At 69.8% G+C, this 16,824-nt stretch carries 12 protein-coding genes and 1 riboswitch; of the genes, 5 read left to right on the top strand and 7 right to left on the bottom strand.

Annotation, left to right across the window (positions count from 1 at the left end):
* Positions 1-39 precede the first annotated feature (39 nt).
* Entirely contained in the window at positions 40-633 is a 594-nt protein-coding gene (locus ACFZBU_RS41845) for an Rv3235 family protein (protein ID WP_391589025.1), read from the bottom strand.
* Positions 634-901: 268 nt separating this feature from the next.
* Here ACFZBU_RS41845 and ACFZBU_RS41840 point away from each other — a divergent pair, with 268 nt between their 5' ends.
* From ACFZBU_RS41840 to pruA, 3 genes are read left to right on the top strand one after another with little or no spacing between them, the layout of a single operon-like run.
* Positions 902-1,363: a DUF6912 family protein gene (locus tag ACFZBU_RS41840; RefSeq protein ID WP_391589024.1), complete on the top strand. Its 462-nt coding sequence runs from the start codon at positions 902-904 to the stop codon at positions 1,361-1,363.
* Positions 1,364-1,389: 26 nt separating this feature from the next.
* Complete coding sequence (locus tag ACFZBU_RS41835) at positions 1,390-2,049, top strand: HAD family hydrolase (protein ID WP_391589023.1); 660 nt, start codon at positions 1,390-1,392, stop codon at positions 2,047-2,049.
* Positions 2,050-2,105: 56 nt separating this feature from the next.
* Positions 2,106-3,734: an L-glutamate gamma-semialdehyde dehydrogenase gene (pruA, locus tag ACFZBU_RS41830; protein ID WP_391589022.1), complete on the top strand. Its 1,629-nt coding sequence runs from the start codon at positions 2,106-2,108 to the stop codon at positions 3,732-3,734.
* Between the two features lie 22 nt (positions 3,735-3,756).
* Here the strand turns inward: pruA and ACFZBU_RS41825 are convergent, their stop codons facing one another.
* A complete protein-coding gene (locus ACFZBU_RS41825; protein WP_391589021.1) occupies positions 3,757-4,320 on the bottom strand; it encodes a DJ-1/PfpI family protein in 564 nt (187 codons plus the stop codon).
* A 369-nt stretch (positions 4,321-4,689) separates the two neighbouring features.
* Here ACFZBU_RS41825 and ACFZBU_RS41820 point away from each other — a divergent pair, with 369 nt between their 5' ends.
* Positions 4,690-9,573, top strand: a complete 4,884-nt coding sequence (locus ACFZBU_RS41820; protein ID WP_391589020.1) for an NAD-glutamate dehydrogenase — start codon at positions 4,690-4,692, stop codon at positions 9,571-9,573.
* 102 nt (positions 9,574-9,675) lie between these two features.
* Here the strand turns inward: ACFZBU_RS41820 and ACFZBU_RS41815 are convergent, their stop codons facing one another.
* From ACFZBU_RS41815 to ACFZBU_RS41795, 5 genes are all read right to left on the bottom strand, one after another.
* Entirely contained in the window at positions 9,676-10,101 is a 426-nt protein-coding gene (locus ACFZBU_RS41815) for a hypothetical protein (protein WP_391589019.1), read from the bottom strand.
* Between the two features lie 265 nt (positions 10,102-10,366).
* Positions 10,367-11,263, bottom strand: coding sequence for a carbohydrate ABC transporter permease (locus ACFZBU_RS41810; RefSeq protein ID WP_391589039.1), 897 nt, complete (start codon positions 11,261-11,263; stop codon positions 10,367-10,369).
* Between the two features lie 20 nt (positions 11,264-11,283).
* Positions 11,284-12,645, bottom strand: a complete 1,362-nt coding sequence (locus ACFZBU_RS41805; protein WP_391589018.1) for an ABC transporter permease subunit — start codon at positions 12,643-12,645, stop codon at positions 11,284-11,286.
* 9 nt (positions 12,646-12,654) lie between these two features.
* Positions 12,655-14,001, bottom strand: a complete 1,347-nt coding sequence (locus ACFZBU_RS41800) for an ABC transporter substrate-binding protein (RefSeq protein WP_391589017.1) — start codon at positions 13,999-14,001, stop codon at positions 12,655-12,657.
* Positions 13,998-15,209 (bottom strand): ABC transporter ATP-binding protein, encoded by a 1,212-nt coding sequence (locus ACFZBU_RS41795; RefSeq protein WP_391589016.1) that lies wholly within the window; start codon positions 15,207-15,209, stop codon positions 13,998-14,000. Before ACFZBU_RS41795 ends, ACFZBU_RS41800 begins: the two co-directional genes overlap by 4 nt.
* Before the next feature lie 158 nt (positions 15,210-15,367).
* Positions 15,368-15,456, top strand: a riboswitch (ZMP/ZTP riboswitch).
* A gap of 32 nt (positions 15,457-15,488) precedes the next feature.
* Between ACFZBU_RS41795 and glyA the strand changes: the two genes are divergently transcribed.
* Positions 15,489-16,769: a serine hydroxymethyltransferase gene (glyA, locus tag ACFZBU_RS41790; protein WP_391589015.1), complete on the top strand. Its 1,281-nt coding sequence runs from the start codon at positions 15,489-15,491 to the stop codon at positions 16,767-16,769.
* The last annotated feature ends 55 nt before the right edge of the window (positions 16,770-16,824 follow it).

Raw genomic sequence — 16,824 nt, 5'->3', positions numbered from 1 at the left:
TGCGGTCCGGACCCTCGGGCGTTCGGGGTCGGGTCGGGGTCAGGTCAGGTTGTCGTGTTCCAGGGCCGTGCACAGCCAGGTGTCGGTGGGGTGGCGGGTGGGCGCGTCGCGTTCGAGGCGGAAGGCCAGGGTGAGGACCCAGGAGGCGGCCCGCAGGCGGGCGTAGCCCTCGGCGACGCCGTCGGCCGGGGTGCGACCGCCGCATGATTCCACGCTCAGCCGGCCGACCCGGCGGGCGGCGAGTCGGCGGACCAGGTGTTGCGTGGTGGCATAGACGGCGGTGGAGGCGTACGGGCGCAACTGGCCCACCGCGCGCAGGCCGGAGCCGATCTCGGCCAGCGCGTGGGCCAGCCGTCGGGCGCGCAGGCGGGCCTCGGTCGGGTCCGGCTCGGCCGGCGTGTGGATGAGCCGCAACGCGGGCCGCGACACCGGTCGGGCGACGAAGCCGGGGTCGGGCGCGAGCGCGAGTGAGCCGTACACCCGTGCGGACCGGTGCGCGGGCGCGGCCGGCGGGAGCGGGTCGCGCCCGGGCCGGCCGGCAGGCGCCGGGTCGAAGGGGCTTTCGCCGGCGGGCGCGCGCACCACGTACAGGTGCGGTGGCGAAGTGGTGCGGGCGGTGTTCGTGTGGACCATGGGTCCTCCCCGAGAAGTGCCGAACATGAGGTACCCGACGCCGACGTGCCGGGTATGGGTGTGCCGCACTCGTTCCGCTCGTTCCCCCGACCGGGACGTGTGCAGGCACTTCCTAGCCGGCCCGCGACGCACGGTCAACCATTCGTTCGGCCGGCCCGGGGATTACGCTGACGCGTCGACTCACGCAATGTGGCGGTAGGTCGACCGTCGCCCCGGCTCCCGACGAACACGAAGGGATGTCGGGATTTCACTCGATTGGAGTCGCCCGATGCGTGTGTTCATCCCCACCACCCCCGCGGGTCTGGCCTCGGTGCACGCCGACGGCGGGATCGTCTCGGCGCCGTCGGTCGCGTACGCGGTCACCGACGCGTTTCGCGCCTGGTACGACAGCGGGGACGAGGAGGAGCTGGAGTACGGCGCGCTGACCCGGGCCGCCGAGGCCTCGTTGCGGCTGCTCGCGGCCGAGCCGGGGGCGTCGCGTCGGGTCGTGCTGGCGGCGGATGTGCCGGACGCGCTGGTGAGCGTGCGGGAGCAGGACGGGCCGGGCGCCGTCCTGGTGGACGCGACGGTGCCGCGCAAGCGGATCGCGGCGGTGCACATGGACACCGCCGACGCCGAGGGCGCGATCGCCGCGGCGCTGGCCGGCGGGCTCACCGACGAGCTGATCGAGGCGACCGAGGAGCACGAGCTGTTGTGGTTCGCGACACAGGAGCTTGCCGATCTGCTGTGAGCGCACCCACGGCACAATGAAGGTCCATGAAGAGTCGACCTCCGCACCTGGTCTGGGACTGGAACAGCACGCTGTTCCACGACATGGATGCGATCATCGCGGCCACCAACGCCTCGTTCGCACTGCTCGGGCTGCCGCCGATGACGCTGGAGCGCTATCGCGAGCTCTATTGCGTGCCCGTACCGAAGTTCTACGAGAAGGTCACCGGCCGGGTCCCCGATCCGGCCGAGTGGGACCTGCTCGACGACGCCTTCCAGGAGGTCTACGCCGCGCACAGCGCGCTGTGCGAGCTCGCCCGAGGTGCGGACGAGCTGCTGCACACCTGGCAGCGCGAGGGCGGTACGCAGTCGTTGTTGTCGTTGACCGCGCACGAGGCGCTGATGCCGTTCGTGCGCCGGTTCGGGATCGAGGAACGCTTCGTCCGGGTGGACGGGCGGGTGGGTCCGCCCGGTGGGGGCAAGGCCGAGCACCTGGTGCGGCACCTGGCCGCGCTGCGCCGGGATCCGGCCGAGGTGGTGCTCATCGGCGACGCCGCGGACGACGCGGCGGCCGCGCTGCACGTGGGCGCGCGGGCGGTGCTGTACGCGGGCGGTTCGCACGCGCGGGCCAGTCTGGAGCAGGTCGGCGTGCCGGTGGTGGACTCGCTCGCGGACGCGGTGGAGCTGGCGCGCACGTACTCGGGTTGACTCGCGCGGGCGGGGTGGGGCGCATCGATTGTCCGGTTCGTGGGCACTGCGCATCCATGGATGCTGTGACCCGGGTGCCCCGGCCGAGCAACGAACCCGTCCACGGCTACGCGCCGGGCTCTCCCGAACGGGAGCGCCTGACCGCGGCGCTGGCCGAGATGTCCGCCGAGCCGGTGGACCTGCCGCACACGATCGGCGGCGAGCATCGCATGGGTGCGGGCAAGCGCGTGCAGATCGTGCAGCCGCATCGGCGGGCGGGCGAACTCGGCACGCTGGCCAACGCGACCCACGACGACGCGCGGGCGGCGCTGGTCGCGGCGCGCGAGGCCGCGCCCGGTTGGCGTGCGCTGGACTTCGACGACCGCGCGGCGATCCTGCTCAAGGCCGCCGACCTGCTGGCCGGGCCGTGGCGCGAGACGATCGCCGCCGCGACCATGCTGGGTCAGGGCAAGACGGTGCAGCAGGCGGAGATCGACGCGCCGTGCGAACTGATCGACTTCTGGCGGTTCAACGTGCACTTCGCCCGGCGGATCATGGCCGAGCAGCCGATCAACTCGCCCGGGGTGTGGAATCGGCTGGATCACCGGCCGCTGGAAGGCTTCGTGTACGCGGTCACGCCGTTCAACTTCACCGCCATCGCGGGCAACCTGCCCACCGCGCCCGCGCTGATGGGCAACGTGGTGCTGTGGAAGCCCTCACCCACCCAGGCCTTGGCCGCGCATCACCTGATGCGGCTCCTGGAGGCCGCCGGGCTGCCGCCGGGAGTGATCAACCTGCTGCACGGCGACGGCATCGCGGTCTCCGACGTCGCGCTGGCCGACCCGGACTTCGCCGGGCTGCACTTCACCGGGTCGGCCGCGACGTTCAAGCACCTGTGGCGCACCGTGGGCACGAACCTGGACACCTACCGCGGCTATCCGCGGATCGTCGGCGAGACCGGCGGCAAGGATTTCGTGGTCGCGCACCCCAGCGCCGACCACGACGTGCTGCGGACGGCGCTGGTGCGCGGCGCGTTCGAGTACCAGGGGCAGAAGTGCTCGGCCGCCTCGCGCGCCTACATCCCGCGCTCGATCTGGGAGAGCGGCTTCCGGGACGCGTTCCTGGCCGAGGTGGACGGCCTGTCGATGGGCGACGTGACCGATCTGCGGCACTTCATGGGTGCGGTGATCGACGAGCGCGCGTTCGCCAGGCTCAAGACGGCCATCGACCGGGCACACGCCGACGACGGCCTGCTGGTCCTGGCGGGCGGGACCTACGACGACTCGGTCGGCTGGTTCGTCCGGCCCACCGTGGTGCTTGCCGAGGACCCGTGGGACGAGGTGTTCACCACCGAGTACTTCGGGCCGCTCCTGGGCGTGCACGTGTACGAGGATCGCGACTGGGACGCGATGTTGCGGCAGATGGAGTCGGCCGCCCCGTACGCGCTCACCGGTTCGGTGATCGCCCGCGATCGGCGCGCGTTGGCCGAGGCCTCGGGCCTCCTGCGGTTCGCGGCCGGCAACTTCTACCTCAACGACAAGCCCACCGGCGCGGTGGTGGGCCAACAGCCGTTCGGCGGTGCCCGGGCGTCCGGAACCAACGACAAGGCGGGCGCGATGCAGAACCTGATGCGGTGGACCAGCACCCGCACGATCAAGGAGACCTTCGACCCGCCGACCGACTACCGCTACCCGCACATGGACTGAGCGCTGCGCGTCCGGGCCGACCTCAGGCCGGCGCCTTGGCCCGCAGAACCTGGACGAACTCGCGCATCCAGGCCGGGTGGTCGACCCAGCTGCGGGCGGAGACCAGGGTGCCGTCGACGACCGCCTCGCCGTCCACCCAGGTGCCGCCCGCGGCTCTGACGTCCGGTGCGATCGCCGGGTAGGCGGCGGTCCGGCGCCCGGCCAACATGCCCGCGGCGGCGGCGATCAGCGGGCCGTGACAGATCTGCGCGATCGGCTTGTCCGCCTCGAAGAAGTGCCGCACCAGGCGCTGCACGACCGGGTTGTTGCGCAGGTACTCCGGAGCCCGACCACCCGGCAGCACCAGGGCGACGTAGTTCTCCGGCCGCACCTCCACGAACGCGAAGTCGGCCGGCCAGGTGTAGCCGGGCCGCTCGGTGAAGGTGTCGAAGCCCTCGACGAAGTCGTGCACGACGAAGCCGAGCTTCTTGCGCGAGGGTCCGGCCACGTGCACGTCGTACCCCTCCTCGCGCAGGCGCTGGTACGGATAGAGCACCTCCAGCGACTCCGCCGCGTCGCCGGTGATCAGCAGCACCTTCTTGGCCATGACGATCGTCTCCCCACCGAGTTCGTCCCGCCGTGCGTCGCGTCCGCGCCAGGGCCGGAGCCCAGCCTCCACGGTGCCCCGGGTGCCGCCTCGGGGGCAATGGGTACGAGGTGTCCGGAGCGACCCGGAAATTGCTTACAGCCTGATCCAAGGTCCCCTCTCGGCGCTCGGGAGGCACGCGAGTAGCCTGACGATGCGGCGACGCCGCGCGACCTCGGGCCGGGACGACGGAGTCCCGGAACCACCGCGGGTCGGACGACGTCGCCTGAAACAGGTACTCGCGACAAAGCGGGTACCGGCAGTACACAGCCGGGCACGCCCGGGGACGGCAATGGTCACGCAACGGCGCGCGACAGGAGCGGCAGCATCATGCAGAGCAAGCTGGACGAGGCGAAGGCGGAGCTTCTCGCCCGAGCGGCGGAAGCGGCACGAGCGGCATCGTCACAGCACGGAGGCGGCGGGCCCGAGGGCCCGAACCGGGTGGACCTCGATGTCCTCCTGTCCCGCTATTACCGGCACACCGCACCCGACGACCTGATCGATCGCGATCCGGTCGACGTGTACGGGGCGGCGATCTCGCACTGTCGACTCGCGGCGGAGCGCCCCCAGGGCACCGCGCGGGTCCGGGCGTACACGCCCACGGTGGAGGAGAACGGCTGGGCCTCGGGGCACACCGTGGTCGAGGTGGTCACCGACGACATGCCCTTCCTGGTGGACTCGGTCACCAACGAACTCTCCCGCCAGGAACGCAGCATCCACGTGGTGATCCATCCGCAGCTCATCGTGCGGCGCACGATCGCCGGCGAGCTGCTGGAGATCGTGGACACCACGGACGCGCACGGTGTGCCCGAGGATGCGGTCCTCGAGTCCTGGATGCACATCGAAATCGACCGGGAGAGCGACCGCGAGGACCTGCGCTCGGTCGAGCTGGGTCTGCAGCGCATCATCAGCGACGTGCGCGAGGTGGTCGAGGACTGGGCCAAGATGCGCGACACCTCGCTGCGGTTGGCCGACGAGCTCGCCAACGACCCGCCGGCGACGCTGCCGGAGGAGGAGATCGGCGAGGCGTGGGAGCTGCTGCGCTGGCTCTCCGAGGACCACTTCACCTTCCTCGGGTACCGCGAGTACGACCTGGTGTGCGAGGACGACGAGGACGTGCTGCGGGCGGTGCCCGGTACCGGTCTCGGTATCCTGCGCGCCGACCAGGACCTGTCCGCGTCCTTCAGCCGGCTCTCCACCCGGGCGCGCGCGAAGGCCCGGGAAAAACAGCTGCTGATCCTGACCAAGGCCAACTCGCGGGCGACCGTGCACCGCTCGGCCTACCTCGACTACATCGGCGTGAAGAAGTTCGACGCGGCCGGCAACGTGATCGGCGAGCGTCGTTTCCTGGGGCTGTTCAGCTCCGCCGCGTACACCGACAGCGTCCAGCGCATCCCGGTGGTGCGCCGCAAGGTGCACGCGGTGCTGGACAAGGCCGGCTTCCCCCCGGTCAGCCACGACGGCCGGGACCTGCTGCAGATCCTGGAGACGTACCCGCGCGACGACCTGTTCCAGATCGCCGTGGACGAGCTGCACGACATCGTGATCAGTGTGCTCTACCTCCAGGAGCGCCGCCGGTTGCGGCTGTTCCTGCGCAAGGACGAGTACGGCCGGTTCTACTCGGCCCTGGTCTACCTGCCGCGCGACCGGTACACCACCGAGGTCCGGCTCAAGATGCAGGACATCCTGCTCGCCGAGCTGGCCGGTTCGGTGGTCGACTACACCGCGCGCAACACCGAGTCCGTGCTCGCGCGCCTGCACTTCACCGTGCGCGTGCCCACCGGCGCCGAACTCGGCGACCCGGACGTGGACTACATCGAACGACTGCTGTCCGAGGCCACCCGCTCGTGGATCGACGACTTCGGCGAGGCCCTCGTCGCCGAATGCGGCGAGGAGAGCGCGGCCGAACTGTCCCGCCGCTACGCGCACGCGTTCAGCGAGGGCTACAAGTCCGACTTCCCGCCCCGGACCGCGGTGGCCGACCTCAAGCGGATCGAGGAACTGACCCCCGAGGCGGACTTCAAGCTGCACCTGTACGAGCCGATAGGAGCACTGCCGGGCGAGCGGCGGTTCAAGATCTACCGCTCCGGTGGGCACGTGTCGCTCTCCGAGGTGTTGCCGATCCTGCAGCGCATGGGCCTGGAGGTGGTCGACGAGCGGCCCTACGAGCTGCGCCGCGCCGACGGGACCGTGGCGTGGGTGTACGACTTCGGCCTGCGCTACGACGCGTCGGCGATGTACGGGCAGCCCGAGGACGTCAAGGAGCTGTTCCAGGACGCGTTCTCGGCGACCTGGACCGGGCGCGCGGAGAACGACGGGTTCAACGCACTGGTCTTCCGAGCCGGGCTGACCTGGCGCCAGGCGATGGTGCTGCGCGCGTACGCCAAGTACCAGCGGCAGGCCGGGACCACCTTCGGGCAGGAGTACATCGAGGGCGTCCTGGTCTCCAACCCGCACACCACACGGCTGCTGGTGAACCTGTTCGAGGCCCGCTTCTCGCCGGGCCACCAGCAGGCCGGCACCGAGCTGGTGGACGGCATCGTCGAGGCCATCGAGGGCGCGCTCGACCAGGTGGCCAGCCTGGACGAGGACCGCATCCTGCGCTCGTTCCTGGCGATGGTCAAGGCGACCCTGCGGACCAACTTCTTCCAACACCGCGAGGACGGCGAGGCGCACGACTACCTCTCGCTCAAGTTCGACCCGCAGGAGATCCCCGACCTGCCCGCGCCGCGGCCCAGGTTCGAGATCTTCGTCTACTCGCCCCGGGTCGAGGGCGTGCACCTGCGCTTCGGCGCGGTCGCGCGCGGCGGGCTGCGCTGGTCGGATCGGCGCGAGGACTTCCGCACCGAGATCCTTGGCTTGGTCAAGGCACAGATGGTGAAGAACACCGTGATCGTGCCGGTCGGTGCCAAGGGCGGCTTCTTCTGCAAGCAGCTGCCCGACCCCACGGACCGCGAGGCCTGGCTGGCCGAGGGCATCGCCTGCTACCGCACCTTCATCGGCGCGCTGCTCGACATCACCGACAACCTCGTCGACGGCGCGGTCGTGCCGCCGGCGGACGTGGTGCGCCACGACGCGGACGACACCTACCTGGTGGTGGCCGCGGACAAGGGCACCGCGACGTTCTCCGACATCGCCAACGAGGTGGCGCAGGCGTACGGCTTCTGGCTCGGCGACGCGTTCGCCTCCGGCGGCTCGGCGGGCTACGACCACAAGGGCATGGGCATCACCGCGCGCGGTGCGTGGGAGTCGGTCAAGCGGCACTTCCGCGAACTGGGTCACGACACCCAGACCGAGGACTTCACCGTGGTCGGCATCGGGGACATGTCCGGTGACGTGTTCGGCAACGGCATGCTGCTGTCCGAGCACATCCGGCTGCTCGCCGCCTTCGACCACCGGCACATCTTCCTGGACCCGAACCCGGACGCGGCGACCTCCTTCGCCGAGCGGCGCCGGTTGTTCGACCTGCCGCGCAGCTCCTGGGCGGACTACGACAAGGAGCTGATCTCGGCGGGCGGCGGCGTGTACCCGCGCACCGCCAAGTCGGTGCCGATCAACGCCCAGGTGCGCCAGGCGCTGGGACTGCCGGACGGGCTGATCCGGCTCACTCCGGCCGAGCTGATGAAGGCGATCCTGCAGAGCCCCGCGGACCTGTTCTGGAACGGCGGGATCGGCACCTACATCAAGTCGAGCGGCGAATCGCACGCCGACGTCGGCGACAAGGCCAACGACGCGATCCGGGTCAACGGCGCCGACCTGCGGGTCAAGGTCGTCGGCGAAGGCGGCAACCTGGGCTGCACCCAGCTGGGCCGGGTCGAGTTCGCGCTCGCGGGCGGGCGGATCAACACCGACGCGATCGACAACTCGGCGGGCGTGGACACCTCGGACCACGAGGTGAACATCAAGATCCTGCTCAACCAGGTCACCGCCGCCGGCGACATGACGCTCAAGCAGCGCAACGAGCTGCTCGCCGCCATGACGGACGAGGTCGGGCACCTGGTGCTGGCCGCCAACTACGGCCAGAACTGCGCGCTGGCCAACGCGGTCTCCCAGGCCGGCAGCCTGCTGCACGTGCACATGCGGTACATGCGCCGGCTGGTGCGGGACGGACACCTCAACCGGGAGATCGAGTTCCTGCCGACCGATCGGCAACTGCGCGAGCGGCAGCAGAACGGGCAGGCGCTGACCCAGCCCGAGCTGGCCGTGCTGCTGGCATACACCAAGATCGTGATGGCGCAGGACCTGGTCGCCTCGGACCTGCCGGACGACCCGTTCCTGGCCCGGCAGTTGTACCGGTACTTCCCCAGCGCGCTGCGGGCGAGGTTCGTCGAGCAGATGGACCGGCACCCGCTGCGCCGGGACATCATCACCACCGTGGTGGTGAACGAGGTGGTCAACCTGGCCGGCCTCTCGTTCATGTTCCGCATGCGCGAGGAGACCGGCGCGTCGGCGGAGGAGGTCGCGCGGGCGCACATCACCGCGCGGGAGATCTTCGGCATCGACCGGATCATGGGCGCGATCGCGGCGCTGGACAACCAGGTCCCGGCCGAGACGCAGACCACGCTGCGGTTGCACAGCCGGCGGCTGATCGAGCGGGCCACCCGTTGGTTCCTGGGCAGCCGGCGCGAGATCGACATCGCCGCGCAGGTGGAGTTCTTCCGCGACGGTGTGGCCGAGGTGATCGCCCGCCTGCCCAAGCTGCTCCGCGGCTCGGACCTGGCCTGGATGGACGGGCTGTACGACCAGTTCACCGAGGCCGGCGTGCCGACCGAACTGGCCACCGCGGTGGCCGGGATGTCCTCGGCGTACGCGGCACTGGACATCGTCGAGGTGGCGGGCGAGTCCGAGCGTGCGGTGCTCGACGTCGCGCAGGTGTACTTCGACATCGCCGACCGGTTGCCGATCGCGCACCTGCTCGACCGGATCATCGAACTGCCGCGCAGCGACCGGTGGAAGTCGATGGCGCGGGCCTCGCTGCGGGAGGATCTGTACGCCGCGCAGGCCGGGCTCACCGCGGAGGTGCTCGGCTCCGGCGAGCCGGAGGACACCCCCGAGCTGCGGTTCAAGGCGTGGGAGCACAAGAACGCGCCGGTGCTCACCCGGGCGCGGTCCACGTTGGACGAGTTGCAGGAGGCGGAGAACTACGACCTCGCGACGCTCTCGGTCGCGATGCGAACGATCCGTACGCTGCTGCGGACCGGCAGCAAGAGCTGATCGCTGCACCGTGCCGTGCCCGGCAACCCGGCCGGGCACGGCACGTGTGCCGCCGGCCCGGAACCCGAGTGGGTTCCGGGCCGGCGGCCTGTGCGGCGGCAACTACGGTTCGAGCATCAGCAGTTCGTGGTGGCTGCGTTCGCGCACGGCCCACCAGCACGGCAGGTAGATCAGCGCCGGCAGGCCGGCCACCAGGATCGACCAGGTCGGGCAGGCCATCAGTGCCGCCACCAGCGCGACGAACACGTGGATCAGGCCCACCGCGGCCGCACGCGCCAGTGCCCCGGTGCCGCGCCGCATCGCGTCGCGCACACCGGCGACGCCCATGCCGCAGACCACCGCGATGCCCGCGCACAACACCGATGCGATCAGCAGCAGGTCGCCGAGCCCTTCCAGGCTCTTGCGGTCGTCGCGAACCGCGAACGACATGATCGCGAGCGTGATCGCGGTCGCGCTCATCAGCACCGTTTCGATGACCAGTGCGATCAGCAGGGTTCGCAGAAAACCGATTCGACGATTTCCCCTCATTGTTCCCCCGAAATGACGTTTGCCCCCCGTTCGGTGCACCCCCGAGCCGGTTCCGAAGCGGCGGGGAGCACCCTACGCCTTCGGACGATGTCACACGGAATCCCGTTCCCGAAGTCGGATCCGTAACGATGGCGGTACGAAACGCGGTACGAAACGCGGCACGAAACACAAAGGCCGCGGGGCGTCGTCCGGATGTTGCCGGACGGCCACGCGGCCGTTGCCCACGACGCCACTTCGGCGTCGATCGTGTGCTCGATCGGCTCGACTACTTCACGGCGCCCGCCATCACGCCCTGGACGAAGTAGCGCTGGAAGCTGAAGAAGACGATCACTGGGACGATCAGCGACAGGAAGGCGCCGGGCGCCAGCACGTCGATGTTGGCGCCGAACGCCCGGGATTGGGACTGCAACGCGACGGTCAGCGGCGCCGATTCGGTGTCCGCGTAGATCAACGCGATCAGCATGTCATTCCACACCCACAGGAACTGGAAGATGCCCAGCGACGCGATCGCCGGCAGACCCAGCGGCAGGATGACCCGGAAGAAGATGGTCAGGTCGGTGCCGCCGTCCATCCGGGCGGCCTCCAGCAGGTCGCGGGGGATGCCTGCGAAGTAGTTGCGCAGCAGGAACACCGCGAACGGTAGGCCGAAGGCGACGTGGAACAACACCACGCCCAGGATGGTGCCGAACAGGCCGGTGTTGCCGTACAGCTTCGAGATCGGGATCAGCGCGACCTGTACCGGCACCACCAGCAGACCGACCACGATCAGGAACAGCCAGTCCCGACCGGGGAATTCCAGCCACGCGAAGGCGTAGGCCGCGAGCGAGCCGATCAGGATCACCAACAGCGTGCTGGGCACGGTGATCCAGATCGTGTTGAAGAACGCCCGGGTCATGTCCTTGTTGTCGAGCAGTTTGTCGTAGTTCGAGAAGGTCAGGTCGCTCGGCTTGCCCAGCACCTTCCACCAGCCGGACTTGCTCATCTCCTGCGGGTCGCGCAGCGAGGAGACCAGCAGGCCGAACGTGGGCATCAGCCAGAACAGCGCGATCAGCACGAGCGCGATCGCCGCCAGGCCGCCGCCGGTGCGGCCCACGATCCGCGAGGCGAGACCGCGCTTGATGCCTCCCTCCCGGCCCGCCGGCGGTTGTCCGGGCTTCGTCAGGTCGGGGGCTGCGGACGCGCTCACCGGTTCTCCCTTCGGAAGCGGCGGATGTTGAACAACATCGCCGGCAGCACCAGCAGGAAGAGCAGGATGCCGATGGCACTGCCCAGCCCCTGGTTGTTGCCGCCGCCGAAGGAGGCGATGTACATCTGCAGGGCCAGGACGTTGGCCTCCTTCTGCGACGAGCCCAGCGAGATGATGAACACCAGGTCGAAGATCTTGAGCACGTTGATCACCAGGGTGACCATCACCACCACCAGCACCGGGGCCAGCAGCGGGATGGTGACCCGGCGGAAGACCTGCCACTCGGTCGCACCGTCCACCCGCGCGGCCTCCAGCGCGTCCCGCGGGATCGCGGCCAGGCCCGCCGCGATCAGCACCATCGCGAAGCCCGCCCACATCCAGATGTAGGCGCCGATGATCGCGGCGGTGATCAGGTTCGGCCCGAGCCAGTCGTAGCCGCCGAAGGACTTGGCGAAGTTGGCCTCGGTCAGCCGCATCTGCACCGGCCCCCCGCGGGCGGCGGAGGCGGGCATCGTGAACGAGCCGTCCTTGCCGGTGGTCGCGCTCGCGACGGTCCTCCCGCCGCGGACCGCCTCCACCTTTACCCCGGGCAGCCCCTTCTCGCCGGGATCGACCACGCCGGGCTTGCCCGCGTTGCCCTTGGTGAAGTCGACCCACACCACGCCGCCGAGTCCGCCGGCGGGCGGCACGCCGGGCTTGGCTTCCCGCGCGTCGCCGGGAATCTTCTCCGGGGGCAGCGAGACCAGCGGCAGCAGCGCCGTACCGCCGGGCTCGGTGCCGGCCCTGGTGACGAAGCCGCCCGCCTGCGGCGTGAGCACGGTGTCGTTGCGCGGACGGGCCCCCGGATACGGCGCGCCCTCGCTGAAGATGTCGTGCACGCTCGTGACCACCGCGTTGGCCACGCCCTGGTCGGGCTCGCGGTCGTAGACGAGCCGGAAGGTGATGCCCGCGGCCAACATGGACACGGCCATCGGCATGAAGACGATCAGTTTGAACGCCGTGGCGAACCTGACCCGCTCGGTCAGCACCGCGAAGATCAGACCGAGCGAGGTGACCGCGGCCGGCACCACCAGGACCCAGATCAGGTTGTTCTTGAGCGCGGTGAAGGTGTCGTCGTCGGTGAACAGTTCCTTGTAGTTGTCGATCCCCACGAAGTCCGACCAGCCGTCCGCGCCGAACAGGCTGCGCAGCAGCGACCACACGATCGGATAGGCGACCAGGACGGCGAGCATGACGATGGCCGGCAGCAGGAACAGCCAGCCCAACAGGGCGCCCGAACCGAGCCCGCGCGACTCGCGCGCGGGCATCGGCTTCGTCTTCTCGGGCACCGCGACCGGTACGGGTGCCTTGTCACTCATGGCAGCGGATCACCCGCCCGCGTATGCCTTGGCGGCGTCCGCTTCGAGCTTGCTCTGCGCCCCGGCCACGTCCGAGGGGTTGCGCAGGAAGTCCTGGAGATCGCGCCACTCGCCCTCGCCCTTGGTGCCGCCGAAGGCGGCGGGTGCCTGGTCGGAGAGGTCGAAGCGGAAGTCGTCGCCCGCGGTGATCAGGTTCTCGGCGATCCTGCGCGTGGCGTTGTCGCGGTAGTACGCCATGCCCAGGTTCTTGTTCGGCGAGAGGTAACCACCCTGCTCCGCCCACACCTTGGCCGCCTCCGGCGAGGCCAGGTACTTCAGCAGCGCCTGTGCGCCGGGGGAGTCCTTCATCGCCACGGCCACGTCGCCGCCGGTGACCACCGGCGCCTTGCCGGTGCCGACCGCGGGGAACCCGAAGAACTTCGCCTCGGTGCCGATCTTGGCCTTGGTGTCCTTGAGGATGTTGGTGCCGATGAAGTCGCCGCCCGCGATCATCCCGGCCTTCGGCGGGTCGCCGAACACCTGCGGTACGGACGCGGGGAACTCGGTCTGGAGCACGCCGCCGCTGCCGCCGGGGAACCAGTCGCTCTTGCCGAAGACCTGGGCCAGGGTCTCCAGGGCGGTCTTGACCGAGGGATCGGTCCACGGGATCTGGTGCTTGGCCAACTGGTCGTACTTCTCCGGGCCGGCCTGGCTCAGGTAGATGTTCTCGAACCAGTCGGTGAGCACCCACCCGTCGGCGCCGCCGATGGCGAACGGCGCGGTGCCCGAGTCGGAGATCAGGCCCGCGTTCTTGAGCAGGTCGTCCCAGCTCTTGGCCTCGGTCGCGCCCGCGTTCTCGTAGACCTTGGCGTTGTACCAGACCAGCGACTTGTTGGCGCCCTTGTAGTAGACGCCGTAGAGCTTGTCCTGGTACGAGCCGAGCTTTTGCCACTGGGACGAGAAGTTGGCCTGCACGGCCTGCTGCACGTCGGCCGCGAGTGGCTTGATCCAGCCCTTCTGGGCGAACTGCTGGAGTACGCCCGGCTGGGCCAGGAACGCGACGTCCGGCGGCGCGTTGCCCTCGACCCGCTGGCCCAGGAACGTGGAGGCGCTGTCGCCGGTGGGAATGAACTCGGTCTTGGCCCCGGTGCGCTTCTCGAAATCGGCGAGCACCTTCTTGAACGCCGCCTGCTCGTCGCCGGTCCACACCGCGGCGACGCTCACCGTGGTGCCGTCGAGCCGGGGTACGGCCGGCGCGCCGCTCCCGCCGGGCGTCGGGTCGTTCTTCTTGCCCTTGTCGTCACCGTCGTCGCTACAGGCCGCGAGACCCATGGCGAGCATCGAGGCGACCGCCAAGGCGCCCACGAACCGCTTCACGCATCCTCCGTTATGGACAGACCCGTCTCCGGGTCGAAGAAGTGCAGCCGGTCGGTTGCCACCCGCATCACCACGTCGGTGCCCTCGCGGGCCCGGGTACGCGGCCCGAAGCGGGCCACGAGCTCGGAATGCGCCGCGTCGGCGTCCGGCACCGTGTCCTCCGCGCCCACGTCGCGCGCCAGTTCCTGGACGTCCTCGGTGACCGCCGGGGGCGCGTCCACGCGCACGTGTACGAGCACCTCCGAGCCCATCGCCTCGACCAGGTCGGCCTCGGCGCGCAGGACCGTGCCCTCGGCGGGCTCGGTGCCCTCAAGGGCGGTGTCGTACAGGTCCTCCGGGCGGATGCCGACGATCAGCGGGCGGGCGTGGTAGCCGGCCAGTGCCGGGCGCGCGGCGAGCACGTCGGGGTGCACGGTCAACCGTTGGCTGCCGATGTGCACCGTGGTGCCGCCCGCGTCGTCGCGCTTCAGGGTGCCGGTCATCAGGTTCATCGCGGGCGAGCCGATGAAACCGGCCACGAACAGATTGACCGGGTGGTCGTACAACTCCTGCGGCGGGGCGACCTGTTGAAGGACCCCCTTCTTCATCACCGCGACCCGATCGCCGAGGGTCATCGCCTCGGTCTGATCGTGTGTCACATACAGCGTGGTGACCCCCAGTTCGCGGGTCAGTCGGGCGATCTGGGCGCGCATCTGCACGCGTAGCTTCGCGTCGAGATTGGACAGCGGTTCGTCCATCAGGAACGCCTGCGGCTCACGCACGATCGCCCGGCCCATCGCCACCCGTTGCCGCTGGCCGCCGGAGAGTTGCCGCGGTTTTCGGCCGAGGTGCTCCTCCAGGCCCAGGGTCCGGGCCGCCCTGTCGACGCGTTCGCGAATCTCGTTCTTGGGCAACTTCCGCAATCGAAGCCCGAATCCGATGTTGTCCCGCACGTTCAGATGCGGATAGAGCGCGTAGCTCTGGAACACCATCGCCACGTCCCGATCGCGCGAGGGAATGCGATTGACGACCCGGTCGCCGATGCTGATCGTGCCCTCGCTGATCTCCTCCAGGCCGGCGACCATCCGTAACGCGGTGGTCTTGCCGCATCCCGACGGGCCTACCAGAACCAGGAACTCACCATCCTCGACGGCCAGATCGAGCGAGGTGACCGCTCGAGTGCCGTCCGTATACAGCTTTCCGACTCCATCCAGAACCACTTCCGCCACGAAATCCCCCGAGGATGGACAGATGCCGCCTTGTGATGTCCTGTGGTACGCCTGGTGTGGCGCTCGCCACAAGCCTTGCCCCGTGCAACGAGCTCTATTCGTGACTTTTGATCATCACTGCGTGATGAGCCGGCGGGTGCCGGTCGCGCTCCGTATGCTGAGCGGGCCGCGACTGGCGTAAGCGTGGGATCGACCACGAGGAAGCGGCGGTTCCACCGACGAGGTGTCGTCCGCCTGGGCACCCGGATCACATTCCCTGTGAACCGAGCCGGAGAACTCATGGACACGCACGGGCACATGACCGACCGCCACCACGAACTGGGGCGCACCGACCCGGAGATCGCCTCGCTGGTGCACGCCGAGGAACGACTCCAGCAGGACACGCTGCGGCTGATCCCGAGCGAGAACTACGTCTCCGCCGCGGTATTGGCGGCGACCGGGACGGTGCTCACCAACAAGTACTCGGAAGGCTATCCGGGCCGTCGGTACTACGAGGGCCAGCAGAACATCGACCCGATCGAGATCATCGCCCGCGAACGGGCGCAGGCGTTGTTCGGCGTGGATCACGCCAACGTGCAGCCGTATTCGGGCTCGCCGGCCAATCTCGCGGTCTACCTCGCCTTCGCCCGGCCCGGCGACACGGTGCTGGGCATGGCGCTGCCGATGGGCGGCCACCTCACCCACGGGTGGGGCGTGTCCGCGACCGGGACCTGGTTCCGCGGGGTTCGCTACGGCGTGCGTGCCGACACCGGGCGCACCGACCTGGACGAGGTGCGCGATCTCGCGCTGCGCGAGCGGCCGCGGATCATCTTCTGCGGCGGTACGGCGGTGCCGCGCACGGTGGACTTCGCCGGGTTCGCGGCGATCGCCCGCGAGGTGGACGCGATCCTGGTCGCGGATGTGGCGCACATCGCCGGGCTGATCGTGGGTGGGGTGCACCCCTCGCCGGTCGAGCACGTGGACGTGGTCTCCACGACCACGCACAAGACGCTGCGGGGGCCGCGCGGGGCGATGCTGATGTGCCGCGCCGAACATGCCAAGGCGATCGACAAGGCGGTCTTCCCGGGCCTTCAGGGCGGGCCGCACAACAACACCACGGCGGCCATCGCGGTGGCGCTGCGCGAGGCCGGTACGGACGAATTCCGGGCCTATGCGCGGCAGGTGGTCGCGAACGCGAAGCGGTTGGGCGAAGAACTCGCGGCGCGCGGCTTCGAGTTGGTGTCGGGCGGGACGGACAACCATCTGCTCCTGGTGGATCTGACCCGGCGAGGGGTGGCCGGGAAGGTCGCGGCGAAGGCGCTGGATCGGGCGGGGATCGTGGTGAACCACAACACGGTGCCGTTCGACACCCGCTCGCCGTTCGACCCCTCCGGGATTCGGATCGGGACACCCGCGCTCACGTCGCGAGGGCTCTCCGAGGAGCACATGCCGTTGATCGCGCGATGGATGGATCGGATCGTGACGAGGGCGGCGGTGGGGTCGGAGGACGAGATCGCCGCGGTGCGGTCCGAAGTGCGGGAGCTCCTGGGTGGGTTTCCGGCGCCGGGGTTGCCTGTGTAGTCGGTTGCGTCGGGAGGGATTTGCCCGCCCGCCCACCCGTTGCCCCGGGTGTACC

The organism is Embleya sp. NPDC008237 (genome assembly GCF_042956465.1).
GTDB lineage: Bacteria > Actinomycetota > Actinomycetes > Streptomycetales > Streptomycetaceae > Embleya.
Note: the sequence above shows the minus strand (reverse complement) of the source record. Positions and strands in the feature narration are given on the sequence as shown.